This window comes from Paenibacillus sp. Y951 (genome assembly GCF_056786395.1).
On sequence record NZ_JBXCIY010000005.1, the window covers coordinates 230675 to 256430 of the forward strand.

At 40.7% G+C, this 25756-nt stretch carries 23 protein-coding genes and 1 other annotated feature; of the genes, 4 read left to right on the forward strand and 19 right to left on the reverse strand.

What is annotated here, in order from left to right; all coding sequences use genetic code 11:
- Window positions 1-42: 42 nt before the first annotated feature.
- A complete protein-coding gene (locus AC1TPB_RS09580; protein ID WP_482076265.1) occupies window positions 43-954 on the forward strand; it encodes a LysR family transcriptional regulator in 912 nt (303 codons plus the stop codon).
- Here AC1TPB_RS09580 and AC1TPB_RS09585 read toward each other — a convergent pair.
- From AC1TPB_RS09585 to AC1TPB_RS09595, 3 genes are read right to left on the reverse strand one after another with little or no spacing between them, the layout of a single operon-like run.
- Window positions 933-1715, reverse strand: coding sequence for an ABC transporter permease (locus AC1TPB_RS09585; RefSeq protein ID WP_482076266.1), 783 nt, complete (start codon window positions 1713-1715; stop codon window positions 933-935). The genes AC1TPB_RS09580 and AC1TPB_RS09585 overlap by 22 nt on opposite strands.
- Before the next feature lie 2 nt (window positions 1716-1717).
- A complete protein-coding gene (locus AC1TPB_RS09590) occupies window positions 1718-2521 on the reverse strand; it encodes an ABC transporter permease (RefSeq protein WP_482076267.1) in 804 nt (267 codons plus the stop codon).
- Window positions 2518-3507, reverse strand: a complete 990-nt coding sequence (locus AC1TPB_RS09595) for an ABC transporter ATP-binding protein (protein WP_482076268.1) — start codon at window positions 3505-3507, stop codon at window positions 2518-2520. Before AC1TPB_RS09595 ends, AC1TPB_RS09590 begins: the two co-directional genes overlap by 4 nt.
- A 187-nt stretch (window positions 3508-3694) precedes the next feature.
- Between AC1TPB_RS09595 and AC1TPB_RS09600 the strand changes: the two genes are divergently transcribed.
- On the forward strand, window positions 3695-3970 hold the full coding sequence (locus AC1TPB_RS09600) for a hypothetical protein (protein ID WP_482076269.1): 276 nt from the start codon (window positions 3695-3697) through the stop codon (window positions 3968-3970).
- Between the two features lie 77 nt (window positions 3971-4047).
- Here AC1TPB_RS09600 and AC1TPB_RS09605 read toward each other — a convergent pair whose 3' ends face one another.
- Both AC1TPB_RS09605 and AC1TPB_RS09610 read right to left on the reverse strand, forming a co-directional pair.
- A complete protein-coding gene (locus AC1TPB_RS09605) occupies window positions 4048-5121 on the reverse strand; it encodes a Gfo/Idh/MocA family protein (RefSeq protein WP_482076366.1) in 1074 nt (357 codons plus the stop codon).
- Between the two features lie 16 nt (window positions 5122-5137).
- Entirely contained in the window at window positions 5138-6259 is a 1122-nt protein-coding gene (locus AC1TPB_RS09610; RefSeq protein WP_482076270.1) for a Gfo/Idh/MocA family protein, read from the reverse strand.
- A 213-nt stretch (window positions 6260-6472) separates the two neighbouring features.
- On the opposite strand from AC1TPB_RS09610, the gene AC1TPB_RS09615 reads away from it, so the two are divergent.
- A complete protein-coding gene (locus AC1TPB_RS09615) occupies window positions 6473-7330 on the forward strand; it encodes a helix-turn-helix transcriptional regulator (protein ID WP_482076271.1) in 858 nt (285 codons plus the stop codon).
- 316 nt (window positions 7331-7646) lie between these two features.
- On the opposite strand, the gene AC1TPB_RS09620 is transcribed toward AC1TPB_RS09615, so the two are convergent.
- From AC1TPB_RS09620 to ilvC, 8 genes are all read right to left on the reverse strand, one after another.
- Window positions 7647-9236, reverse strand: a complete 1590-nt coding sequence (locus AC1TPB_RS09620; RefSeq protein WP_482061612.1) for an ATP-binding protein — start codon at window positions 9234-9236, stop codon at window positions 7647-7649.
- 108 nt (window positions 9237-9344) lie between these two features.
- The gene (gene odhB / locus AC1TPB_RS09625; RefSeq protein WP_482076272.1) at window positions 9345-10580 is read right to left on the reverse strand and encodes a 2-oxoglutarate dehydrogenase complex dihydrolipoyllysine-residue succinyltransferase; all 1236 of its coding nucleotides are present in this window, start codon (window positions 10578-10580) and stop codon (window positions 9345-9347) included.
- A 7-nt stretch (window positions 10581-10587) separates the two neighbouring features.
- Complete coding sequence (locus tag AC1TPB_RS09630; protein ID WP_482076273.1) at window positions 10588-13497, reverse strand: 2-oxoglutarate dehydrogenase E1 component; 2910 nt, start codon at window positions 13495-13497, stop codon at window positions 10588-10590.
- Between the two features lie 217 nt (window positions 13498-13714).
- Complete coding sequence (locus tag AC1TPB_RS09635; protein WP_482076274.1) at window positions 13715-15220, reverse strand: leucyl aminopeptidase; 1506 nt, start codon at window positions 15218-15220, stop codon at window positions 13715-13717.
- Window positions 15221-15445: 225 nt separating this feature from the next.
- Window positions 15446-15991 (reverse strand): peroxiredoxin, encoded by a 546-nt coding sequence (locus tag AC1TPB_RS09640; RefSeq protein ID WP_482076275.1) that lies wholly within the window; start codon window positions 15989-15991, stop codon window positions 15446-15448.
- 215 nt (window positions 15992-16206) lie between these two features.
- Window positions 16207-18048 carry a BclA C-terminal domain-containing protein gene (locus AC1TPB_RS09645; protein ID WP_482076276.1) on the reverse strand — a complete coding sequence of 614 codons (1842 nt, stop codon included), beginning with the start codon at window positions 18046-18048 and terminating at the stop codon, window positions 16207-16209.
- A gap of 257 nt (window positions 18049-18305) precedes the next feature.
- Window positions 18306-19385 carry a 3-isopropylmalate dehydrogenase gene (gene leuB / locus AC1TPB_RS09650; RefSeq protein ID WP_482076277.1) on the reverse strand — a complete coding sequence of 360 codons (1080 nt, stop codon included), beginning with the start codon at window positions 19383-19385 and terminating at the stop codon, window positions 18306-18308.
- Window positions 19386-19620: 235 nt separating this feature from the next.
- Window positions 19621-20613 carry a ketol-acid reductoisomerase gene (gene ilvC, locus AC1TPB_RS09655; protein ID WP_482061619.1) on the reverse strand — a complete coding sequence of 331 codons (993 nt, stop codon included), beginning with the start codon at window positions 20611-20613 and terminating at the stop codon, window positions 19621-19623.
- Between the two features lie 389 nt (window positions 20614-21002).
- On the opposite strand from ilvC, the gene AC1TPB_RS09660 reads away from it, so the two are divergent.
- The gene (locus AC1TPB_RS09660) at window positions 21003-21146 is read left to right on the forward strand and encodes a hypothetical protein (protein ID WP_482076278.1); all 144 of its coding nucleotides are present in this window, start codon (window positions 21003-21005) and stop codon (window positions 21144-21146) included.
- Window positions 21147-21168: 22 nt separating this feature from the next.
- On the opposite strand, the gene ilvN is transcribed toward AC1TPB_RS09660, so the two are convergent.
- The 6 genes from ilvN to infC all read right to left on the reverse strand — a co-directional run bounded on the left by ilvN (window position 21169) and on the right by infC (window position 25601).
- Window positions 21169-21654 carry an acetolactate synthase small subunit gene (gene ilvN, locus AC1TPB_RS09665; protein WP_482076279.1) on the reverse strand — a complete coding sequence of 162 codons (486 nt, stop codon included), beginning with the start codon at window positions 21652-21654 and terminating at the stop codon, window positions 21169-21171.
- The gene (gene ilvB / locus AC1TPB_RS09670) at window positions 21651-23396 is read right to left on the reverse strand and encodes a biosynthetic-type acetolactate synthase large subunit (RefSeq protein WP_482076280.1); all 1746 of its coding nucleotides are present in this window, start codon (window positions 23394-23396) and stop codon (window positions 21651-21653) included. Before ilvB ends, ilvN begins: the two co-directional genes overlap by 4 nt.
- Before the next feature lie 67 nt (window positions 23397-23463).
- Window positions 23464-23741, reverse strand: a binding site (T-box leader).
- A gap of 123 nt (window positions 23742-23864) precedes the next feature.
- Entirely contained in the window at window positions 23865-24236 is a 372-nt protein-coding gene (locus AC1TPB_RS09675) for an LSm family protein (RefSeq protein ID WP_482076281.1), read from the reverse strand.
- A 146-nt stretch (window positions 24237-24382) separates the two neighbouring features.
- Window positions 24383-24742 carry a 50S ribosomal protein L20 gene (gene rplT / locus AC1TPB_RS09680; protein WP_482061623.1) on the reverse strand — a complete coding sequence of 120 codons (360 nt, stop codon included), beginning with the start codon at window positions 24740-24742 and terminating at the stop codon, window positions 24383-24385.
- A gap of 44 nt (window positions 24743-24786) precedes the next feature.
- The gene (gene rpmI / locus AC1TPB_RS09685) at window positions 24787-24987 is read right to left on the reverse strand and encodes a 50S ribosomal protein L35 (protein ID WP_251666071.1); all 201 of its coding nucleotides are present in this window, start codon (window positions 24985-24987) and stop codon (window positions 24787-24789) included.
- Between the two features lie 32 nt (window positions 24988-25019).
- On the reverse strand, window positions 25020-25601 hold the full coding sequence (gene infC / locus AC1TPB_RS09690; protein ID WP_482061624.1) for a translation initiation factor IF-3: 582 nt from the start codon (window positions 25599-25601) through the stop codon (window positions 25020-25022).
- Between the last annotated feature and the right edge of the window lie 155 nt (window positions 25602-25756).

Here is a 25756-nt window from a genome sequence, read left to right on the forward strand (position 1 = left end):
CCATACCTTAAAGGTATGACCACATCGAGGGGAAGCGTTGTCATGGATATACGTCAATTGAAATACTTTTTGACTATTGCTCGCGAAGGTCAAGTTACACGCGCAGCGAAAATATTGAATATGGAGCAACCACCTCTAAGTCGTCAATTGAAACAAATAGAGGATGAGCTAGGTGTCCGGTTGTTTGATCGTCACGGTAAAGGTTTGCAGTTAACCGATGCTGGCATCGTACTGAAGCAAAAAGCCGAAACGCTTATTTCGCAATTTAATGAGACGATTGAAGAGATGAAGGAGCTCCAGGAGGGCGTCCGTGGCGTGTTGTCGATCGGCGCTGTATTTTCCTGCATTTCCCTACTCCCGCAGCCGATCGAGCAATTTAGAAGGCTCTACCCTCATGTAAACTTCAAAATATTAGAAGGCGATCATTATTATTTGGGTGAACAGCTAGAAAAACGAGCCATTGATATTGTGTTCGCTCGCCTACCGTTCGAAGCACTTACTGATCCTAAGCAGCTTGCTATTATGCCATTACCCTCTGATCCGTTCGTCGTTGTCATTCCTAGCAAATGGGATCAATATCGCAATACGAAGCAGTTTCAGATCGAGGAGCTTGCAGGTTTACCGCTGTTAACGCTGAAAACAGATCAAACGACTCATATGCATGAGCAGGTTATCGCTGCTTGTCGCAAACATAACTTTGAACCTAATATTATATGCGAATGTTCATCTGTTGCGATTACAATTGCCCTGATTGCTGAAGGAATTGGCATTTCACTTTTGCCGCGTTCAGTTATGCATTCATTTATGGACCCGCGCGTTAAAATGATCCCACTAGCGAATGAGGAGCTACAATCCGATATCGGCATCATCTGGCATAAAGATCATTACTTAACGAAAAGTGCTCGCTTCTTTATCGATTCGATCCGCGAAGATCATGATCCAGTTGAACGATAATGCTTTACGCCAAATTGCCATATCAAGTAACAGGGAATGAGAAATAGTGAGCCACCGAAAGGAATAAGCATCGCTTGCCACAACGGAGCTTCCACTTTGTCTAAAATCATTTGCAATGGGATATAGCTCACTAATCCGAATGGAATAATGAATGTAAATAGCTTCATGACCCACTTTTCATAAATATTAAGCGGATACTGGGCCATCTCACGCCCACCATCTGTAAATACATTAGCAACTTCTAACCCTTGCACCGTCCAAAAGCATAGTGTTGCCGCCAGCATAAATATGCCAATAAAAATACATACACCATTAACAATCATGAACAAAATAATAAGTATATGCTGCCAATGCCATAGCTGTGGGAGCTGGCTAATAGCATAGATAAGTACGATCAAGCTTTGCAACAAACGACCGATTCTCGTAAATTCAAATGCTGAACCGAGAACTTGTAATACAGTATGCCGTGGACGTAATAATAGTCGATCAAAGTCTCCGCGAATAATAAGCGAAGAAAAACTATCGAATCCTCTAGCGAAGCATTCACTTAATGAAAATGATTGGTGAATGATCGCAAAGCATAAAGCAACCTCGGCAAAGTTCCAGCCTTGCAGCGATCCGAACTTCTCGAACATGAAATATAAGCCTGCAAATATTGTAAATGGAATGAAAAATTGCCCGATACTTAACATGAGAAAAGAACCTTTATATTGCAGCTGGGCACGTAAATGCATGAATAAATATTTATAATATAATGTCATAGCTAGCCTCCTTGAATAACAACTGCACGGACAGCTTTATTCATTATCCAATATCCGACAGCGAGTATAACCACTAGCCAACCTAATTGATTACAAATTCCGATTATAAGTTCACTACCTTGTACATGCTCATTAAATACACGGAATGGGAAATCTACCGTCCAGCGAAATGGAAAGGCATATGTAATGAGTTGCATCCACTGTGGCATTAGCGGTATTGGAATAACCAGACCAGCTAAAAACTCTCCCAACACTGCAAATAGTAGCACTGAGCCCGTTGGTGACATTGTCCAAAACACAGAGATATAGATGAGCATTGAGATCGCAACAACTAAAAGTAATGCTAGCAATAAAGTAACGATAAAAGCTAGAAAGGTAATCCAATGAGATGGAATCGTTAGTCGATACGGTTCCGGAATTAATAATACAATGATCGTCACTGGTACGCAGCGTAGCGTCATATTCGCTACACGCTGGGCTAGTAGCTTACTATACCAGAAAGGATAGATCGAGCTTGGACGACATAATTCATAGGCGATATTGCCACTTGTTATTAATTCAAAAATTTCAGGATCACGCACCCATAGCATAACAAGCGATAGGCATATTTGCTGCAACCAAATATAAGATACGACTTGTTGCAAAGAAAGATCCGGCTCTGCTGGTGCTTGATTGTAAAAGGCGATATAGATCATGATGAATATGAAGCCAAAAAACAATTGTGTTGCTATGCCAGCATAAGCTGCTGTACGATACTGCAATCCATTCAAAAAGCGAATTCTCCATACCGAAGTGTATGTTCTCATACCGAATGCTCCTTATATAGAGACAAAATTAAGTCCTCAATCGGGATCGCTTGTACCGTAAAATCAGTTACTTCAATTTGCGCAGTTAACCATTGAATACATTGAGGCACAGTACATAATTCAGTATTTACAGCAAGTGATAATTTCTCTTCACTTTGCTCGATCAACGTAATACCTGGTAAGATTTCATCAACTAAATGTCCACTGTAAGCCACTTGAACAATTTTCCCTGTACCATAGCGCTGTTGTAATTGTGTTAACGTTCCATCGAATAATAGCGTTCCTTTGCCGATCATCATAATCCGATGTGCTAACGCCTCAATATCATTCATATCATGCGTCGTTAAAATGACCGTAACACCATAGCGCTCGTTAATCTCTTTCACAATCGATCGGACAGCAATTTTACTATCCGCATCTAAGCCAATCGTCGGTTCATCTAGAAACAATATGGAAGGTTTATGGAGTAAAGATGCGGCAAGCTCACAGCGCATGCGTTGACCAAGGCTAAGCTGCCTTACAGGGGTATGTAATATATCCGCGAGCTTCAACAAATTTGTTAATTCCTCTAACGTTTCAATATATTGCTGTTCCGGTATACGATATATATCTCTAAGGAGCTGGAAGGAATCAATAACCGGCACATCCCACCACAGCTGAGATCGCTGTCCAAATACAACACCGATTCTAGCTACATATTTTTGCCGATCTAACCACGGCGTCATATTCATTACGCTACAGCTACCGCTATCTGGGAGCAACACCCCACTCATAATTTTGATCGTCGTTGATTTGCCCGCTCCATTGGGACCGATATAACCAACAATTTCACCTTGCTGCACTTGAAAGCTAATATTCTTCAATGCTTCAATAACTTTATAATCCCGTTTAATCAGCGCTTTGAACGCTTCCTTTAAGCCCCCTTTACGTATAGCAACTTGATAGGATTTACTAATTCCGTGCAATGAAATGATAGGCTTATCCATTCCTTCCCTCCTCTTTTTTTAATAGAGCGTGATCACAGTTGGGCTTTTTGAACATCCTCTAATATGATCGGACTTATTACTATATATTAATTTGCACACGCTTTCAACAGTTCTTTTCGAGAATAACGGCTCATATTGAACGAGCCGTTATTCATAAGATCGTAAAGAACACTCGTGACCTCTAGTCGTGAGAGGAATTGATGCATTGAAGATGGATGATTATCATGATACGATCGGAGGCTGTCCATTGACGTTATCACTAGCGCGCTCGCAAAATCCAACCTTTCAAGTTTATATTTTTCGAATGAGTTTAATAAAGCGATATTTTGCGCTTGATATTATAGGGGGACTTGCATTTTATATGGTAGGAAGAATGGTATTTGGCAGCGAATTACTTGGAATTGGATGTAATATAGTAGTCTCTCAGATGCTTCAATATATTGTGCCTATAAATTCTAGTTAATTCCATAGAAAAATATGCCTATATATCCGCATGTCCAGATATATAGGCATATTCATTTAAACTGATATCCTGCTTACTTATTCCACAACAACTGCTTGTTGCTGAGCTAACAACGTCAATTCAGCTACTTTGAAAATATGATTCTGTGTCATAGCGTTCTCCGTACCATGTAAACAATCAAGTATGAACTTTCCGAAGAATGGAAAACCTACTTTACCTTGCAAATTCCAATATTGCTCACCTTGCTTATTCACTAGAAATAGATGATCTCCACCTGCAGACTTTGTTATATCTACATACTTTCGCAGTTCAATATAACCTTCCGTCCCAAGTATAATCGTTCGACCATCTCCCCAACTACTTAATCCGTCAGGTGTCAACCAATCGACACGAATATATGCTGTAGCACCATTAGCCCCTACCAGATGTGTATCGCCAAAATCCTCAAGCTCAGCTCGATGTTTATTATTGTAGTTAGCAACTTGGCTTGAGGTTATGCGAGCGTCATTATTTCCCGAGAAATAAAGAAATTGCTCGATTTGATGAGATGCGATGTCGCATAATATGCCTCCATACTGCTCTTTATTGAAAAACCAGTCTGGTCTACTAGCTTCATTAAGGCGATGTGGTCCTAGCCCGATCATCTGAATAACTCTACCGATTGCTCCTTGCTGAATCAGCTGCTCTGCAAACACAGCACTTTCAACATGAAGTCGTTCACTGTAATACACTGCATATTTACAATTTGTTCGAGCTACAACTTCCTTAACCTGCTCTAGCTGTGCCAATGTAGTAAACGGTGCTTTATCCGTAAAGTAATGTTTACCCGCTTCCATTACTTTAATACCTAACCCCGCTCGTTCATTCGGTATCGCCGCTGCTGCCACTAATTTAATTGTAGCATCCTCTAATATTTGCATTAATGAGCTCGCAATTTGAACAGTAGGATATGTAGCGACAAACTGTGCAACCCTTTGCTCATCCTCGTCATATACCCATTTCAAAGTAGCACCTGCTTCGATTAACCCATTGCACATGCCATATATATGTCCATGATCTAATGCGATCGCCGCGAATTGAAATTCCCCTTGTTCCACGACATGATCTGGCTTTCCAATAGGAGCATAGTTCATTCCATCGCTATGATTCACTATATTTTCCATATCATCACCCCTGAAATTTTGATTTTGCGATCTTTTCTTCTAAATGAGCAAGGTATTTGTCCTCGTCAATCGGAAACTGTACCCAATCATCTTCCCATGTAGACAATAACATCGCATTAGCGAGCATAAGACCTTTAATACCTTCTACACCAGGTGCAATTAGCGGCTCATTATGCAATATCGCATTAGCCCAATTTTGTGTGATTCCCGCATGATCTGGATTGCTACCTTCGATCGGTATATCGATTTGCCAGCATTCAGGCTGAGCAAACGGCTCCGTCGAGCGTGCATTGAATTCAGACTCTGATTCTAGCAATCGATAAAATGTTAATTTACCATTTTCGATCACGACTTTACCGCGATCCCCAACAACCTCGAAGCGGTTCGTTCCAGGCGCTTCTGCTGTCGTCGTTACGAAGACACCTGTAGCACCATTCTCATACTCCACGAAAGCGGTCACATCATTTTCCACTTCAATATTACGATTTTTCCCGAAGTAACAGAACGCACGTAGACGCTGAGGCATCATACTTACCGTCCATTGCCATAGATCAAGCTGATGTGGATCTTGGTTGAGCAATACCCCGCCGCCTTCACCACCCCATGTAGCACGCCATGTCCCTGAATCATAATAGCTTTGCGATCTATACCAATTTGTAATAATCCAATTCGTACGTCTTACTTCGCCTAGCTCACCACTATCGACTAGTTGCTTCAGCTTCCGATAGAGAGGATTCGTTCGTTGATTGTACATCATACTAAATACAACATCACTTTGCTCTGCCGCTTCATTCATATGGCGGACTTGCTTCGTATATACTCCAGCCGGCTTTTCTAGCAGCACATGTTTATTATGCTTAAAGCTAGCAATCGCTAATTCGGGATGTGAGAAGTGCGGCGTACAAATAATAACACCATCCACTACATCAGAGGCAATCAACTCGTAAGGATCGCTATATACATGAACAGCTTCACCTAATGTCTCACTTGCCCATAAGCGACTTCCCTCATTAACATCAGAGACAGCAGTAAGTTCTACACCACTTACCACTCCATTACGAATATATGAAATATGACCTTTACCCATATTACCTAAACCAATAATTCCGATTCTAACTTTTGACATAATAAACCTCCTAAAACTTTTCTAGGCTCCTTGGAGTAACTTCTCGGTACAGAAAAGTTGCTTCGGAAGCCTGAGCCTCAATATTCACTAGCATACTTGTATGTTAGCATTACCAGCTATCCATTACTTCATCACCGTTAATCGATTTCAACATGCAATTAACTCTAGTTGGTGTATAATTTAAGTTAATACAATGATTGAGGTGAATCGGATTTGTCAAACACAACACATCTTATACCATTCACAATAAACTATCATAACAATATTCCTAATCACTTGACGTATCACACCCATGCCACCTATGAAATTTACTATTTTCATGCAGGAAAAGTTAATTACCTTATTAATGATCGCATCTACAAACTAGAATCAGGAGATATGATTCTTATGCACGGAATGACATTACATAAAGCCCATTTAGAACAAACGGATTGTTATGAACGAACCATTATTCATTTCGATCCATTTTATTTCAAACAACATATGCAACCAAGCTTTGTACCCGATCTGCTAATGCCATTTCATAAACTAAAAAATATCCGACTATCGTTCATCGAGCCCGTTCGCATAGAATTAGAAACTCTTCTCCATAAATTAGTGCTGCTGCAGCAAAGCGCAGAGCCATTCGCCATAGAGCGAAGTCATATCGTGCTACTAGAGCTAATGCTATTAATCTACACACAATGCCAGCAACCACTGCAGGATATCCAGCAAAATCAACATGCTTCAACGAAGGAAACCCATGTTCAAAATATCATTTCATATATAGAAGAACACTATAGTGAAGATGTATCGCTGCAACATATCCAGGAAGCGCTTCATCTCAATAAATTTTATCTTAGTAAATCATTCAAAGAAGTAACGGGAACAACAATCTTTCAGTATATGCTAGAACGTCGCATTTACGCTGCCAAAGTATTACTTATCAAGCAGATCAGCACTATAACAGATATTAGCTATGAAGTTGGCTTCAAGCATCCCGCACACTTCTCAAGATCGTTCAAGCTAGTTACCGGAGTAACCGCTGAGCAGTTCCGCAAACAATACAATACCCACGATAAAAACCATTAAGCAGCAAAGCGCTTAATGGTTTTTTATTCCTTATAATTCCCATAATCGTTGCGCGGACAGCCAGCGTGAATCTGCGAGTCTGTTCACTTTCATACAGAAAGTGAACTAGGAGGCAACACCGGAGCATCACCTACAGCTTTTCCGCTTTACTTCGGAGCGTAGATCGCTTGTCAGCACCGAGAAGATGACATGAAGCTAGTGACGCGAGTAGCGGAGTGTACGTTATTGGTACACGAGCAACACAGCTAGCGATGAATGGCATATTCGATGCCGAGTACGCTGCGTCAGCATAATCATCGTGATCACAAGCGGTCGGTTACAAGGGGAGTTGGATGTCTATCAGAGTACCTTCACCAGGCCGACTCGAAATAAGCATCGTCCCTTTATGCTCCTCGATAATACGCGAGCTAACCATCAGCCCTAATCCTGTTCCATTTTCTTTGGTCGTTAAGAACGGTTCGCCAATACGCTTCATAACATCTTCTGGCATCCCATCGCCCTCATCTTGTATTTTCACATGTATCAGTTGTTCGGAAGACTCAAAGCGTACTGAAATCGCTACAGTCCCGCCTTCGAGCATTGCTTCAAAAGCATTTTTTATTACATTTAAAAACACTTGCTTCAATTGATTTTCGTTGCAATATAATTTGGGCATATCGTTCTCAGTCTGAAAATTAACTTCTACACCTAGTAGCATAGCTTGAGTATCTAGAATGGACAGTACACTTTGCAATATATGTTCTATGTCGTTGAATTGAAAGGAATTGTAGTGGGGCTTCGCTAAAGTCATAAATTCATTCACAATAAGGTTGATGCGATCAATTTCAGTACCCATAATGTCAAAATAGTAGCTATGCTCCATATATTTATTACGCAACAGCTGGGTAAATCCTTTCAATGCCGTCAATGGATTACGAATCTCATGGGCAACACCTGCGGCTAGTTGACCAATAACCGATAATTTCTCAGAACGTATGAGGCGTTCTTCATCCTGCCGTCGCTCTGTCAGATCACGCAATACAGTTAATATCGCCGTCCTACCAATATAATTTTCAATTTTCACGCTCGAAAGCTCGACCTCGATGATCTGATCACCGATGCACATTTGCTGTTTGCGAAATGCTGTTGCCTCCTCTAATGAAAGCGCACTTTGAAAATCTTTTAACACTTCTTCACGTTCTACTTCAATAAAATGATCGGTAAACAATTGATCTGATAATCCGCTAACATGCCGTTTACCTAGTAAATCTAGTCCATGGCGATTGGCAAATACAATAGCAGTATCTACCGTTATAAATATCGGTTCCGGTATCGTCATTAACATACGCTGATACATTTTGGCATTACGAATGAGTTCACGTTCTTTCTCATACTTAATCGTCACATCTTGCACTGTTGACAAGTAATAGGATTGATCATGATGAATCATTCTTGTTCGTTTGCCTTCCAAGTAAACCGTCGATTTGTTTTTATGCTTCCCATGCCAACGAATAATTTGACGCTTCGTATATTCCTTATCTAGCACTTCATCAAATGTTTGAGGTAATAACCAATCCTCTTCTTCGATAAAAAGCTCCATCTGGCAATTAATCATTTCATGAACAGCATAACCTAGTAGCTGTGCAAAGTAAGTGTTAACATAAATGATTCTATGGTCGTATACAACGAATACGCCCGCGACAACATGATCCATTAAGTTCTGATAAAAATTAGGCTGTTCTTTAATCAATTCTTCAAAATGATTAATACTTTCCTGTTCTGAATTAGCATACATCATTGGTTCTTGTCCTTCTTCAAATCTTTGTTCACCTATTGAGCTTAATTCAACTGCGCGTCCATAATTATCATCTTTATGTAATTGTTCACGGTATTCATTCGTATTATGTTGATCACATTGAATATTCATGTCATCCTCCTTACTGCTTCCTTACTATAGTATTTGCCATAAAATTCAAAAAACCTCTCGGATTTAGTAATCACCAAGAGGTTTTTTTGAATTTTGTAAGTTTAATAACTATCCTTGAAGAAGTAATTGCTCTGGATCTTCAAGCAACTCTTTAATTGTAACTAAGAAACGAACCGCTTCACTACCGTCAACGATACGGTGATCGTATGATAATGCAAGATACATCATTGGACGATTTTCCATACGTTCTGCATCAATCGCAACGGGACGAAGTTGAATTTTGTGCATACCTAGAATACCAACTTGAGGTGTATTCAAGATTGGAGTAGACAGCAATGATCCAAATACTCCACCATTTGTAATTGTGAAGCTACCACCGTGTAGGTCGTTCAACGTCAATGTATTAGCTCGTGCCTTCTTAGCAAGCTCGCCAATATTACGTTCAATTTCTGCAAAGCCCATACGATCTGCGTCACGTACAACTGGAACAACTAGACCTTCTTTGGCAGCTACAGCAATACCGATATCGAAATATTTCTTCATCACGATATCTTCACCGTCAATCTCAGCATTCAACATTGGGAATGCCTTCAATGCACCGACAACAGCCTTCGTGAAGAAGGACATAAATCCAAGATTAACATCGTTTTTATCAAAGAACGACTGTTTACGGCGTTTACGAAGATCAAGAATAGCCGTCATATCAATTTCATTAAATGTAGTTAGCATGGCTGCTGTTTGTTGAGCTTCAACTAGTCGCTTAGCAATTGTTGCTCTACGACGAGACATACGTTTACGTTCAACCGCTTTGCCGTCTGCTGACACAGAAGCTGGTGTTGAGTTGGCTACAGGAGCAGCTATTGGCGCTGGCGCAGCTGTAGGTTGAACCTGATGTGAACGAACATCTTCAGGGTAGATACGACCGATTGCATCTTTGCCTTGAACTTGAGTTAGATCAACACCTTGCTCACGAGCAAGCTTACGAGCCGCAGGAGACGCATTAACGCTTCCTGACGCTGCAGCTACCGATTCAGTCATTGCTACTGCTACTACTGGCGCTGACGGCTGAGCCGCTACTGCCGTCGCTGGTGCTGGTACAGCGGCAGCAGATGCCCCACCAATCGAACCAATGGCTTCGCCTACTAGTACAACCTCACCGTCCTGCTTCGCAATTGCCTGTACTGCACCGCTACTCTCAGCACTAATTTCGATATTAACTTTATCCGTTTCTAGCTCCAGTAGTACGTCTCCTTGATTAACAGTATCGCCAACTTTGACGAACCATTTCGAGATCGTTCCTTCTGAGATCGATTCTCCTAATTCTGGTACAATAATATCTGCCATTAGTAGCTTACCCCCTTACAATATTCGATTCAAATGGCTGCCCATTCAAAGTAGATGAAATAATTGCTTGTTGTTCTCTTACATGAACCTCTTGATGTCCACTAGCTGTACTAGCGCGATCAGGACGTCCGATGTAATTCACTGTTACATTTTTCGGAGCGATCGCACGTAATCTTGGATCCATGAATAGCCATGATCCCATATTTTTCGGTTCTTCCTGTACCCATATAATTTCCTCTAGCTTCGGATAAAGCTTAACGATACGCTCAATCTCAGCCTCTGGGAATGGGAATAGTTGCTCGATACGTGCAATTCTTAACCATTCATAATCGGTAGGAGCGGAAGATGATTGTGCTTCTTCAAGATCAACCATAACTTTACCTGTTCCGAATACGATACGTTTCACTTTATCACGATCAGCCTTTGCTTCTGTTAAGCTGAACTGTGGCAACACTGGCTTGAACGAGCCTTCGCTAAATTCAACACCATGTGCAGCGACACGAGGATTACGAATTAAGCTCTTCGGCGCAATAAGCACTAATGGACGAACATTTTCACTTCCTAGCATTGCTGCTTGCTTACGTAATAAGTGGAAGTATTGTGATGCACTTGTTAGATTCGCAACTGTCCAGTTATTGTCAGCTGATAGCTGTAAGAAACGCTCAAGGCGTGCACTAGAATGCTCTGGACCTTGACCTTCATATCCGTGAGGTAGAAGAATCGTAATACCAGATTTTTGCGCCCATTTTGCACGACCAGCTGCAATGAATTGATCAAATATTACTTGTGCAACGTTTGCAAAGTCACCATATTGAGCTTCCCAAATCACTAATGTCTCTGGCGCAAATACATTATAACCATATTCGAAGCCTAGAACAGCAGTTTCAGAAAGTGGACTGTTATGAATAGAGAACGACGCTTTAGCTTGCGGAATATAATGTAATGGCGAAAATTTTTGGGCATTTACATTATCATTCAAGACGATATGACGATGTGAGAATGTTCCACGCTCGACATCTTGACCACTCATCCGAATCGGAGTACCATCAGCCAATATTGTAGCAAATGCTAACGCTTCAGCATGTGCCCAATCAACCTTTTCCCCATCATTCAAGCTTACAGCACGACGTTGTAAAATCTTTTGTAGCTTATTATATTCGGTAAAGCTTTCAGGACGATTAAGCATCTCAAGATTGATTTCACGTAATTGCTCCATCACTACGGATGTTTTCACATCTTCTGGAACAGTAAAGCCTTCTGGCTTTTCACGTTTTTCTTTCTTTTGTCCTTCATTAGCTTTCATCGTTGCATACGCATTTTGAAGCACATCCAATGTACGACCACGTAAGCCTGCTACCTGTTCCTTAGTCATAGAATTACGCTCTACCAATTCGTTAGCATAAATCGTACTAACTGTAGGATGGTTACGGATTTTGCTGTACATCAACGGTTGCGTTCCTTCTGGATCGTCCATCTCGTTATGACCGTAGCGACGGTAGCCGATTAGATCGATGACGAAGCCTTTGTTATAGCGTAAACGATACTCACATGCTAATCTAACCGCAGCAAGACAAGCCTCTGGATCATCCGCATTTACGTGAACAATCGGAAGATCGAAGCCTTTCGCCAAGTCACTAGCATAATAAGTCGATCTAGAATCTTGACTATTCGTTGTAAACCCTAGACGATTGTTAGCGATAATATGCAAAGTACCGCCATTACTATAACCGTCCAAATTATTAAAGTTAAGTGTTTCAGCTACAATACCTTCGCCGATAAACGCAGCGTCACCATGAACGCAAATCGTTACTGCGGCATGAGGATCCTGCTTAGGATAACCTGGTTTGGAACGATCCTCTTGAGCGGCTCTTGTAAAGCCTTCTACCACTGGATTAACAAATTCTAAATGTGATGGATTATTAGCAAGTGTAATATTAGCTCGTACCGTTTCACCTTCGCGCACTGTACGATCAGCACCAAGGTGGTACTTAACATCACCTGTCCATCCGTAATTTAAGTTTTTAGCGCTTTCAAGTGCTTTATTAGGTGAGTTTTGGAATTCCGCAAAAATACGCTCATACGGCTTTCCAAGTATGTGGGCAAGTACATTCAGACGCCCACGATGTGCCATTCCCACCAAAATATGCTGTGCACCATCATGTGCCACAGCTCTCACAATTTCATCTAGTACAGGAACTAGCATATCTAGACCTTCGATAGAAAAACGCTTCTGACCAACGAATGTTTTGTGAATGAAGTTTTCAAATAACTCAACCTGTAGTAATCTCTCTAGCAATGCTTCTTTCTCACGATCGGAAAGTGGAGCAGGGAAAGATCCAGATTCAGCTTTTTCAAATAACCAATCACGTTCATGTTCGTCATGAATATGAGTAAATTCATAGGCAGCAGAACGTGCGTAGATTTCACGTAAACGCAGTATAGCTTCCCAACCATTAGCAATATTAGCAGGAGCATTATTCCATATTAATTTTGCTGGAATGGCTTCAAGATCATGCTTAGTTAAGCCAAAAGTTTTCGGTTCCAACAGCTTCGTATCAGCTTTAGGACTTAGATCAAGAGGATTGATATCTGCACCTAGATGTCCATAACGACGAATATTCAACATCAATTGGTGAGCAGCTACAACCTTTTGCAATAAATTACTGTCTAACGGGATGTTACTACTTACGAGTGACGCTCTTGAAGCATTAACTCCAGAATTCGCTACAGAAGATTGCGCTCCACGTGTAGAAAAATCAGTTGGTGGTTCCCCCCAAAGGACAAATAATTCACGAACGGAAGGATCGACCATATTCGGGTCTTGCAAATAAAGCTCATATTGCTCCTGCACATAACCATAGTTATGACCATAGTAACTCTTCCAAGGAGAAGTGTTGCGCTCATCATGGATGCTCATTGCAGTTTATTCCACCCTCTCTATACTTTTAGATCTTGATATTATTATAAGTGCATTAACACTTATATTGAAAAGAGAAGTACACTACTGTTTGTCACAGTATCGTAACTTCTCTATATTCTAGTACATTAATGAAAAGGCTTCAACCGCTATTTTGGCATCGGTTTCATCGATTATCCATATGGATTCAACCGATATCGACCTTTCTGTCCATTTCTCAATCATTTTCAGATATTAATTGATAAAGTGTTCTCACCATTACGCCTGTTGCACCTTTTGTTTCCCATTTGCGAGAGTTGCTCAAAAAGGCAGTACCAGCTATATCTAGATGTACCCATGGTTTTCCTTGAGCAAAATGTCCAACGAATAGACCACCTGTAATGGTACCTCCATGTCTGCCACCACTATTTTTCAAATCAGCAACGTCGCTGCGGATTAGCTTCTTATATTCAGCATATGCAGGAAGCTGCCATACCCGTTCTCCGCTTCTAGTAGATGCAGCAATTACTTGTTGCATTAGCTGCTCATTATTCGTAATCGCACCTGTGGCTTCTGTCCCTAGTGCTACTACAACAGCCCCCGTTAACGTAGCGACGTCAACTAGTTTCGTAGCTCCTCGCTTAATAGCGGTCGTCATCCCATCAGCCAATACTAATCTACCTTCGGCATCGGTATTAACGATTTCTACCGTATATCCACTCATCGTTGTAATAATATCGCCTGGTTTCAAGGCACGGTCACTAGGCATATTTTCTGCTGTTGGAATGACAACGACAACATTGACTGCTAATTTCATCGAAGCAATGGCACGTAATGCACCAAGCACAGCTGCCGCACCACCCATATCAGAAATCATTTCTTCCATGTTTGCAGCAGGTTTCAAGGAAATACCACCTGTATCAAATGTAATCCCTTTACCAACGAGACCCCATTTTTCATCTGAAGAAGGATCACCTTCATAATGAATAACGATCATTCTCGGTGGATTAACACTACCTTGACCAACACCAAGCAGAGCTCCCATATTTTCTTCAGCCAATGTCCACTCATCCAGCACTTCAATATCCAGTTCCAATTCGTCGGCTAATTGTTCAGCATAAAAAGTAAGTCGTTCTGGTGTCAGATCATTGCCTGACATATTCGTCAAGTCACGAGCAAGTTTTACACTTTGTACCATATGCTCTGCTTCATTAACCGCTGCTTCATACATAGCGACATTGGCAAGCTGTGAATCATTAAGTACAAAGTTTAAAACCTGCAAATTATAAAATTTCTGATCTTCTTTCTTCATTACTGTACGCTCATATAATGCTAATTGTAACCCTTCGATCATCGCTTGTACGCTATGATGTGTACCTTGAGTTGATAGCGCTGTCTCTAATTCCGCATTATTCAGTGATAGTGACAAAGAAGCAAGTCGTAATGACTTCACTTGTTTCGCAATAGCTGCAAATAGCTCACGTAATCCATCTGCTCCATCTTCCTCGCTATAAGCTGCAAGCAACAAATATCGCTCATTAATTAAACCTAACGTAGCAATAACAGCAACTTGATTCGCTTTTGCACTAAATTGTTCATTTTCAAACATTGATAAAATATGCTGATCAAGTGCATTTCCTGCAATCGGCGCACCTTGCTTCAATTGTTGTAATTGTTGCTTATTAACTAGCAATAATAATGCATCTGATGGCTGCTCTTTATTGCCATATGTATAAGTTGTCATCTTTTAACCTCCAACGCTTTTCTCTACTTCTTATCAAATGAAATTTTTCTGTGAATTATTCCTTTTCTCATTCTAAACTGTACCACTACAAAAGGCAATTTAGCGTTGCCTTTTGTAGTAATATCCACACTTAGATCAGTCATATAATACAAAAATAAAAAGACCATCTACCGTTGTCAAATTGACAATCGATAAATGATCTTTTGTATTAATTAACTGTTTTAATTAACCTTGAAGGTTAGCTTGTCCTGGTTTCCAGTTAATTGGGCAAAGTCCACCAGATTGAAGTGCTTGAAGTACACGAAGAGTTTCTTCAACGCTACGTCCAACATCATTGTGGTTAACTACTTGATACTTGATTTCGCCTTCTGGATCAATAATGAATAGACCACGTAATGCTACGCCTTCTTCTTCAATAAGAACACCATAATCAGCTGCAACACTCTTCGTAATGTCAGAAGCCAATGGGAAGTTCAAATGTCCAAGACCATTGCTCTCAACTGGAGTAGTAATCCAAGCTTTATGAGTATGCTTACTATCGATAGAAACACCAAGAACTTCAGTGTTCAGTGCTTTAAATTGATCATATGCAAGACTTATTGCTGTAATTTCAGTCGGGCATACAAAAGTGAAATCTAGTGGGTAGAAGAAAAATACTAACCATTTTCCTTTGTAATCAGAAAGTGAAGCAGTTCCAAAATCAGAACCATCACCAAGTGCAGTTTCCATTGTAAAATTAGGTGCTTGAAGACCTACCAAACGTTCAGCCATAATAAATTCCTCCTCATATCCTATCTATTTATTATCATGTAGTTTTCCGTGAAAACCATAATAATGCTCACTGATAAATATTATCATTACAAAAGACTAGTGTCAAGATTATAAGTAATATTTATTTGTAATCATTATAAATAAACTAAAAAAGTCATCATTATTTCACATAATGATGACCTTTTTATTATTAATAATGTCATTAGTTAGGTCAGTTAACTAACCTTCAAAATAGATATTGAAGCGCCTTGACCTTGACTTACCAAGTTCACAACCTCTGAAGCTCCATACAATTGAAGCGAAATCTTACTCCCTGCAGTAATATACTCTATCACAGTAGCTGAATAGCTTGCTTGAGCATGACCTAAAGGAATCGTAGAAGTTAATAATGAAAAATCATTTATAAGCAGACGTGTTCCAATGCTCTTTGCCTCAGTCAAATTGACATGATAGGTAATATAATAAAAGCCAGTTTGTTTAACTTCTATACCGTCCGATAAATGAGTATAGTTAGTTGTATTCAGTGAAGCGCTCGGCCAAGGTATTTTTACTCCATCTGAAGTGACAGAAACGGCTGTATTTTGCGTTACAGCATTCGCCCAAGGAATGGAGTTACTTCCAGACTCACCTTGTGGGCCTGCTGGTCCAATTGCGCCCGTGTCGCCTTTGTCTCCTTGAGGCCCTTCTGCTCCTGCTGCGCCTGGGTCGCCTTTGTCTCCTTTTGCCCCTGCTGCGCCTGCATCGCCTTTATCTCCTTTTGCTCCTGCTGCGCCTGGGTCGCCTTTGTCTCCTTTTGCCCCCGCTGCGCCTGCATCGCCTTTATCTCCTTTTGCTCCTGCTGCGCCTGAATCGCCTTTGTCTCCTTTTGCCCCTGCTGCGCCTGGGTCACCTTTATCTCCTTTTGCCCCCGCTGCGCCTGTTGCTCCCGTGTCACCTTTTTCACCTTGAGTACCTGCTGCGCCTGTTGCACCAGTGTCACCTTTTTCACCTTGAGTACCTGCTGCGCCTGTTGCTCCCGTGTCACCTTTTTCACCTTGAGTACCTGCTGCGCCTGTTGCACCAGTGTCACCTTTTTCACCTTGAGTACCTGCTGCGCCTGTTGCACCAGTGTCACCTTTTTCACCTTGAGTACCTGCTGCGCCTGTTGCACCAGTGTCACCTTTTTCACTTTGAGTACCTGCCACGCCTGTTGCACCAGTGTCACCTTTTTCACCTTGAGTACCGGCTACGCCTGGGTCCCCTTTATCTCCTTTTACCCCTGCTGCGCCTTTGTCTCCTTTAGCTCCGGCTACGCCTGGGTCCCCTTTATCTCCTTGCGGTCCTGCAACGCCTTTGTCTCCTTTATCTCCTTGTGATCCTGCCGGGCCTGTTGCTCCCGTATCTCCTTCATTCCCTTGCGATCCCGCTGATCCCGTTGCCCCTGTAGAACCTGAGGAACCGGTATCTCCTTTATCTCCTTTATCCCCTTTGTCTCCTTTATCTCCTTTGACACCTTGCTCGCCCTGCTCACCCTTTTCATCTGTTGGTTTTTTACCAGCTGATTGAGTGTTAATATTGACTTGTCCATTAATACCATCCCAAGCGATTTCTAACCCTAGAGAAGTGGCAAGCGTTCGAATTGGCAAGTACATACTACCTTGGAACGATAGAGGTGGTGTCGCATTACCATTGCTATCCTTTAGCTGAATCTGTTTGCCATCTACAAAAATAGTAGCATTAGATACTGTTCCTGAAATTGTCGATCCTGCTTTAAGTCCAGTTCCATTAATAGCGGATGTAGTAACCGATGCGGAGCTAGTCGTAATGTATACTGCTTGATCTGCTTGACTCCAGCGAACATTCAACCCAAGTAGCTGTGAAGTCGCACGAAGCGGTAAATATAATCGATTTTCATTAGAAATTGAAAGGATATCCTGCTTGGCTTTCTCACCATCTACATAAATTGGTGTATTCGTTACCTTTCCTTGCTTATTTTCCACAGCTGTTGAAACGGGGACAACAAATGCAATAGAGGCCATCAATATAAAAACTAACAAAACGCACATTCTCTTTTTCATCTTGTTATATCCACCTATTAACTCGTTTCGCATTTCATTTTTAATTATCACTACTATCTTACTCCCTTCGATTCACACATTATTCATAGCACTGTCATCAACTGATATGCCTATGTCTTCTTTATTAAAATTTAACCTATTTATCACTAATAGTATGTAATGCAGATTACAAAGAACAAAAAAAAGAGGAATTTAGAGAAGTAAACCTCTCTAAATTCCTCTTTAAAACAATGTATTTTTATTAATTGCAGATATATTTATTTTTTCATTGCAGCAATAATTAGATCGCCCATTGCTGTTGTTCCAATGGCTTGTTCCTTATCAACTGCTATATCTCCAGTACGGTGACCAGCATCAAGTACTTCTTTCACAGCATCCTCAATCGATTGTGCTGCTTCATGATAGCCAAATGTAAGACGGAACATCAATGCTACAGAAAGTATTGTTGCGATTGGGTTAGAAATACCTTGTCCAGCAATATCAGGTGCAGAACCGTGTACCGGCTCGTATAGCCCGAAGCTACCTTCGCCTAGTGAAGCAGAAGAAAGCATACCGATTGAACCTGTAAGCATTGCTGCTTCATCAGATAGAATATCTCCAAACATGTTTTCCGTTACGATAACGTCAAAGCTAGATGGACGGCGAAGTAACTGCATTGCACAGTTATCAACTAGTATATGCTCTAGTTCAACTTCTGGATATTCCGCAGAAATTTTGATAACAACTTCACGCCATAGACGAGAAGTTTCAAGAACGTTTGCTTTATCTACAGATGCAAGGCGTTTGTCACGAGTCATAGCGATATCGAATGCTTGACGAACAATACGCGTAATTTCCATCTCGTTATATGCACAAGTATCTACTGCTTCGATACCAAATTCAGTTTCACGACGGAATTTTTCTCCGAAGTAAATACCACCAGTAAGTTCACGAACTACGATTAGATCAGTACCTTCAAGCACTTCTGGCTTCAATGTTGATGCATCTTTCAAACAATCAAATACAGTAGCTGGACGGATATTAGAGAAAAGGCCTAGTGCTTTACGAATACCTAGAAGCCCAGTTTCTGGACGAAGATTACCAGGGTTACTATCCCATTTCGGACCACCAACAGCTCCTAATAGTACTGCATCGGATGCTTGACATAGATCCAATGTTTCTTGTGGTAGCGGAGTACCTTTTTCGTCAATTGCGATACCACCGAATAGAGCCTCTTCAGTTTCAAATTTGTAACCAAAAAGCTCCTCCGTTTTTTTCAATACTTTCAAAGCCTCTCCAACTACTTCTGGACCAATACCATCTCCGCCAAGAACGGCGATTTTTTTAACTTCAGACATCGTTAACACTCCTCATACTATTGTTTATGAATTGATTTCGAATAATACTATAATAATTATACTTTCATTTAACCACAATTCATTTCCTTTGACAAAGATATAAAAGCTATCAACTTTATAGGTTATAACTATAATAGAACAAATAAAAAAGCACGAAGCAGTATTACCCGCATTCGCGCTTTTTATGGATGAAACAGTATGCAATGACTTATTCAAACATCAATCCGAAAATTAATTATTTTTTGATCCAGTGCATAAGTTTACGAAGTTCTTTACCAGTTGTTTCAAGTTGGTGCTCGCTCTCGTTACGACGAGTAGCATTCATCATTGCAAAACCAGATTGGTTTTCAAGGATGAAATCACGTGCGAAGCGACCTGATTGAATATCAGCAAGAATAGCTTTCATAGCTACTTTAGTTTCGCTTGTTACAACACGAGGACCACTTACATAGTCACCGTATTCAGCTGTATTGGAGATGGAATCACGCATAGTAGCAAGTCCACCTTCATACATCAAGTCAACGATTAATTTAAGCTCATGTAGACACTCGAAGTATGCCATTTCTGGAGCATAACCAGCTTCAACAAGAGTTTCAAAACCAGCTTTAACTAGCTCAGAAGCACCACCACAAAGAACAGCTTGCTCACCGAATAGGTCAGTTTCTGTTTCTTCTTTGAAAGTAGTTTCGATAACGCCTGCACGAGTACAGCCGATACCTTTAGCATAAGCAAGACCTAGCTCTTTTGCTTTACCAGTAGCATCTTGGTGGATAGCGATTAGACCTGGAACACCAAAACCTTCTTCATACGTACGACGAACCATATGACCTGGAGATTTTGGAGCTACTAGAAATACGTCTTTATCAGCAGACGGTTTGATTTGTGCATAGTGAACGTTGAAACCGTGAGAGAACATAATTGCAGCGCCCTCTTTAAGGTTTGGTTCGATTTCTTCTTTGTATACACGAGCTTGAGTCTCGTCAGGAAGAAGAATTTGTACAATATCAGCGATTTTAGTAGCTTCTGCTACTGTAAGCACTTCAAAACCGTCTTTTTTCGCAACGTCAGCTGATTTACCAGGACGAAGACCGATAACAACTTTTGCACCGCTATCACGAAGGTTTTGCGCTTGAGCATGACCTTGGCTACCGTAACCGATAACCGCGATTGTTTTACCATCTAAAATACTGAAGTTTGCATCTTTTTCATAATATAAAGTAACTGCCATTTCTATAATTGCCTCCTTTAATGTGACCCTTTTGAACGGGTATGTAAGACGAAGAATAGTCTTCCCCTCACATCCCCGTTCAAATAGGGGTAAAAATAATTAAGTATAAATCCTCTAACAAAAGTAATTGGACAAGTCCAATGACGAGACCGAATAAACTAATCATACTTCAAAGCAGCCAAAACTTCCAACACCAAGAAATTGTAGAAACCAATTACAAGACCTGAATAAGCTTACCATACTTTAAAGCAGTCAGACACTCCAACACCAAAAAATTGGAAAATACAATTGCGAGGTCCAAGTAAGCTACCCATTCTTTACAGCATTCAAACCCCACCGCCAAGAAATTGGAGAAGCCAATTGCAAGGTCCGAATTAGCTAATCATTCTTTGAAGCATTCAAAACTTCGGAGCAGTCAAAGCTTTCAGCACCGAGAAGGTTGGACGAAGCAAGACTCTTGGAGCGTAAGCGTACGTTATTGGTACGTGCGCACCCAAGAGGTGAAGCTACGTTCAAGATTCGATGCCGATTAAGCTACGAAGCGGCACTTCGTGATCAAAGCTTGTTGCCACGATTAAGAGCGGTTACACCAGTCCTCGACACCTCACGAATACCGTATGGCTTAAGTAATTCAATCATTGCATCGATTTTTTCAGTATCACCAACAACTTGTACCATTAAGGAATGTGTAGCGATATCGACAACCGATGCTCTGAATGTATCAACAACTCCAAGAACTTCAGGGCGTGATGCTGGCTCAGCATTAACTTTAATTAATGCTAACTCGCGAGATACCATTGCATTCGCACTCAAATCAATAACTTTAATTACATCAATTAATTTATAAAGCTGTTTAATAATTTGTTCAAGCGTATGGTCATCGCCAGAAGAAACGATAACCATACGAGACAAACCTACCTCTTCAGAGGCACCAACTGTAATACTTTCGATATTGAATCCACGTCTTCCGAACAGACCAGACACACGTTGCAGAACGCCTGGCTGATCGTTAACAATTACAGCGACAGTATGTTTCTTCATTCTGCATCCCCCATAATCATTTGATCGATTGTGCTACCTTGAGCAACCATCGGATATACATTCTCATCACGACGTACAACAAACTCAATTACTGCAGGCCCAGGATGGTTCATCGCTTCTTCCCAAACTTTGCGAGATTCTTCTTTATTCGTTGCACGGAAGCCCTTCACTCCATAAGCTTCAGCCAGCTTAACAAAGTCTGGACTACCAGCCAAGTCAATATGGCTAAATCTATTTCCATGAATAAGCTCTTGCCATTGACGTACCATACCTAACACTTGGTTATTCAGAATAACAACTTTAACAGGAATATTGTTAATCGCACAAATAGCTAGCTCTTGCGCACACATCTGCATACCACCGTCACCATTGATTGATACAACTAGACGATCTGGATTAGCCATTTGCGCACCTATTGCCGATGGGAAACCAAAGCCCATTGTTCCTAGACCACCTGAAGTTACCCATGAACGAGGCTTATTGAATTTATAATATTGAGCGGCCCACATCTGATGTTGACCAACGTCAGTTGTAACAATCGCATCACCATTTGTTGTTTCATGAATTAATTCAACAACCCATTGCGGCTTAAGCTCTGTATCTGAATCGATATACTTGAACGGATGTGCGTTTTTGGATGCGAGTAGTTCCGTTCTCCACTCATCCGCTAAATCTGCACGAACTGCTGTTTGATTAGCAATTTCTAGTACCGTCTTAACATCTCCAACGATCGGAATATGTGTATGCACGTTTTTACCAATTTCAGCTGGGTCTATATCGATATGAACAATTTTCGCAAGTGGAGCAAAGCCACTTAGCTTACCTGTTACACGATCATCAAAGCGAGCACCAATATTAATTAGCAAATCCGCTTTTTGAATCGAATTATTAGCAGTGTAGGTACCATGCATACCTGGCATACCCAACCATAAGTCATTACCACTTGGGAAGCCGCCTAATCCTAGTAATGTCGTTGTAATCGGAATCTCAGTTTTCATAACGAACTCAAGTAGTTCTTCATGTGCACCGGAGTAGACTACACCGCCACCTGCAAGGATAAGAGGACGTTTCGCTTCTTGGATCGCTTTAATCATTTTATCAACTTGAAGCTTATTGGGTGATACCGTTGGATTGTAGCCACGAATATTCACTTCACTCACTGGCTTAAACAATGTTTTCGCAGCAGATACGTCCTTCGGAATATCAATTAACACGGGACCTTTACGACCAGTATTGGCAATATGAAATGCTTCGTGAATAACTCTTGGCAAATCTTCAACATCCCGAACCAAATAACTATGCTTCGTAATCGGCATTGTAATCCCTGTAATATCAGCCTCTTGGAAAGCATCAGTACCGATTAATGTACTCATTACATTACCTGTAATAACTACCAATGGTGTAGAATCCATGTACGCTGTTGCAATACCTGTTACAAGATTTGTTGCCCCTGGGCCAGATGTTGCAATACACACACCAACTTTACCACTTGCACGAGCATAACCATCAGCTGCATGGATTGCTCCTTGTTCATGTCTTGTTAATAAATGATTGAAATCTGGATTTCCATGCATTGCATCATATATATAGAGAACTGCACCACCTGGATATCCGAATACACAATCTACTCCCTCAAGCAATAAGCTCCGTAGTAAAATCTCAGAACCTGAAATTACCTCTGGCTTAGAAAACTTCTCGATTAGCTCTTCTCTTGATTTCGTTGTCACATTTGTTGTTGTCATTTGTATTCCTCCTCTCGAAAAATCAAAAAAACCTTCCGTCACTGTCACCATCATTTTCATGAAAGTGTACAGGGACGAAAGGTTGATCTTCCGTGGTACCACCCAAATTCGTTATCTATTTCTCAATAGATAACCTCTGCAGGTTGGAGTCGTATGTAAATAAACATAGGACATCCTACCATTGGCACTTTAACGCTTGCCCTGCGAATTCCCCTAATCTAAAAATTTCAGGGAAATAGCTCCGAGGTGACTTCGTAATATAGGGATTCCGGTGTTGGTTCCAGCTAATCCAACACTCTCTGAGCAGTAGAGCCCTAAATACTTCTTCCTCATCATTGCCTATTTCTTTATATCGTAAATAGTAAAAATATACATTGGATATTGCTTTTCATTATTATATGACGATTAAACACATACGTCAATAACCTTACACTATTCTTTTATTAGTTTAACTTAAATCGTCAGTTTTTATGCATAGCGACGACTTCTATGAACTCTTCTTCTTTTACTTCTACCTCTACATCTATTGCAGCCACATGGTCGACGACGTCGGAACGAACAACCACAGCCACAGCGTCCACGACGTGCTCCACAGCATGAACAAACAAGGATTGCTAATAGTCCAACCGCAATAATCCCGATAATAAAAAAACAAAATAAAAATTTAGTCTCAACTTTTTTATTTTGTTTTTTATTTTTATTCATTGAAAGCGGCGCTAGAAAAATCCGATTACCGTCTACTGCAACAAGTTTTCCTTTGACCTTCGTTCCATCCGCTTTTTCAACATATATGTGTTGACCTACATACTGTTCAAAATCCTTCTTGGCTAAGTTACTCACTGAATAAGACACCTCCTTAAGTTAGATAAGGTAGTCTATGCATTTTGCCACGGACAGGACTGTATGTTTGTCCGTCCATACAACAAAAAAGGCTCTAATTATCCCATCTAAGAGATAAACTAGAGCCTTTATATAGAAGTTAACGACTACGCGCTAACTTTTTCTTTCGCAACTTTAGCTAGAGCATTGAATGATGCAATATCGTTAACTGCTAGCTCAGCTAGCATTTTACGGTTAACTTCAACGCCTGCAAGTTTCAAACCATGCATTAATTTGCTGTAAGAAATATCATTCATACGTGCTGCAGCATTGATACGAACGATCCAAAGTCTGCGGAAATCACGTTTTTTGTTACGGCGGTCACGGTAAGCATACATTAATGAATGCCCAACTTGCTCCTTAGCCGATTTAAATAAGCGATGTTTCGAACCAAAGTAACCTTTAGCTAATTTAAGAATCTTTTTACGACGACGTGTGCGGACAAATCCGCCTTTGACTCTTGCCATGAATAGAAACCTCCTGATTGTATAATCGATTTATTGTTCAATAATTATTTAAGATTAGAAAGACCTTGCTGAATACGACGAACGTCGCCAGCTGCCATCAACGGTTGACCAGCAAGAACTCGTTTTTGACGTCCTGATTTGTGAGAAAGTAAATGGTTTCTGTAAGCTTTGTAACGTTTAACTTTACCTGTACCAGTAATTTTGAAGCGGTCTTTAAGACTGCTGTGCGTTTTCATCTTGGGCATTGTGTTATCCTCCTTAAAAGTTATACATAAGATTAGGTACTGCTTTTTGGTGCCAAAATCATAATCATGCTCCGGCCTTCAAGCTTAGGAGCGCGCTCAACATTGCATATTTCGGCAACCTCTTTTTGCAAACGATCTAAAATCTTTTTCCCTAAATCAGCATGTGCAATTTCACGACCACGGAAACGAACAGAAGCCTTTACTTTATCGCCTTCGCCTAAAAATTTCACAACATTGCGGAATTTAGTTTGATAATCATGTTCATCAATGTTTGCACGGAACCAAACTTCTTTAAGATCAATAACCTTCTGGTTTTTACGTGCTTCTTTTTCTTTCTTCTGTTGCTCATAACGGAATTTACCATAGTCCATAATGCGACATACTGGCGGCTTTGCTGTCGGAGCGACATTCACAAGATCAAGATTCATTTCAATTGCCATTTGTAACGCTTCACGTATTGGCTTAATACCAAGTTGTTCACTCTCTGGACCAACTAGACGAACCTCACGAGCGCGGATTTCGTCATTGATTTGATGTTCTCTGCTAATAGTGTTCCACCTCCAAATTTTATTACCTGCACAAAATAAAGGATGCGGGTTCGATTGAACCCGCATCCTATAAACGTAATGTATCATCAAAATCGAATGATTGCCATTCGATTATTCTGCATTCGTTCATCGCTACCAGTCAGTTTTAACCGAACAGGTGAGAAGCGGGTGCCTCTACTTGTGCAATGTATTCAATTAATGTTCCTCAAATAATATATCAC

Excerpts from the sequence above, each read along its gene's own strand:
- leuB (WP_482076277.1), bottom strand. The coding sequence starts at position 19,385 with ATGTCTGAAGTTAAAAAAATCGCCGTTCTTGGCGGAGATGGTATTGGT.
- AC1TPB_RS09610 (WP_482076270.1), bottom strand. The coding sequence starts at position 6,259 with ATGTCAAAAGTTAGAATCGGAATTATTGGTTTAGGTAATATGGGTAAA.
- AC1TPB_RS09645 (WP_482076276.1), bottom strand. The coding sequence starts at position 18,048 with ATGAAAAAGAGAATGTGCGTTTTGTTAGTTTTTATATTGATGGCCTCT.
- ilvN (WP_482076279.1), bottom strand. The coding sequence starts at position 21,654 with ATGAAGAAACATACTGTCGCTGTAATTGTTAACGATCAGCCAGGCGTT.
- ilvC (WP_482061619.1), bottom strand. The coding sequence starts at position 20,613 with ATGGCAGTTACTTTATATTATGAAAAAGATGCAAACTTCAGTATTTTA.
- AC1TPB_RS09585 (WP_482076266.1), bottom strand. The coding sequence starts at position 1,715 with ATGACATTATATTATAAATATTTATTCATGCATTTACGTGCCCAGCTG.
- AC1TPB_RS09580 (WP_482076265.1), top strand. The coding sequence starts at position 43 with ATGGATATACGTCAATTGAAATACTTTTTGACTATTGCTCGCGAAGGT.
- AC1TPB_RS09630 (WP_482076273.1), bottom strand. The coding sequence starts at position 13,497 with ATGAGCATCCATGATGAGCGCAACACTTCTCCTTGGAAGAGTTACTAT.
- rplT (WP_482061623.1), bottom strand. The coding sequence starts at position 24,742 with ATGGCAAGAGTCAAAGGCGGATTTGTCCGCACACGTCGTCGTAAAAAG.
- AC1TPB_RS09595 (WP_482076268.1), bottom strand. The coding sequence starts at position 3,507 with ATGGATAAGCCTATCATTTCATTGCACGGAATTAGTAAATCCTATCAA.
- ilvB (WP_482076280.1), bottom strand. The coding sequence starts at position 23,396 with ATGACAACAACAAATGTGACAACGAAATCAAGAGAAGAGCTAATCGAG.
- AC1TPB_RS09620 (WP_482061612.1), bottom strand. The coding sequence starts at position 9,236 with ATGAATATTCAATGTGATCAACATAATACGAATGAATACCGTGAACAA.
- AC1TPB_RS09640 (WP_482076275.1), bottom strand. The coding sequence starts at position 15,991 with ATGGCTGAACGTTTGGTAGGTCTTCAAGCACCTAATTTTACAATGGAA.
- infC (WP_482061624.1), bottom strand. The coding sequence starts at position 25,601 with ATGCGGGTTCAATCGAACCCGCATCCTTTATTTTGTGCAGGTAATAAA.
- odhB (WP_482076272.1), bottom strand. The coding sequence starts at position 10,580 with ATGGCAGATATTATTGTACCAGAATTAGGAGAATCGATCTCAGAAGGA.
- AC1TPB_RS09635 (WP_482076274.1), bottom strand. The coding sequence starts at position 15,220 with ATGACAACTTATACATATGGCAATAAAGAGCAGCCATCAGATGCATTA.
- rpmI (WP_251666071.1), bottom strand. The coding sequence starts at position 24,987 with ATGCCCAAGATGAAAACGCACAGCAGTCTTAAAGACCGCTTCAAAATT.
- AC1TPB_RS09590 (WP_482076267.1), bottom strand. The coding sequence starts at position 2,521 with ATGAGAACATACACTTCGGTATGGAGAATTCGCTTTTTGAATGGATTG.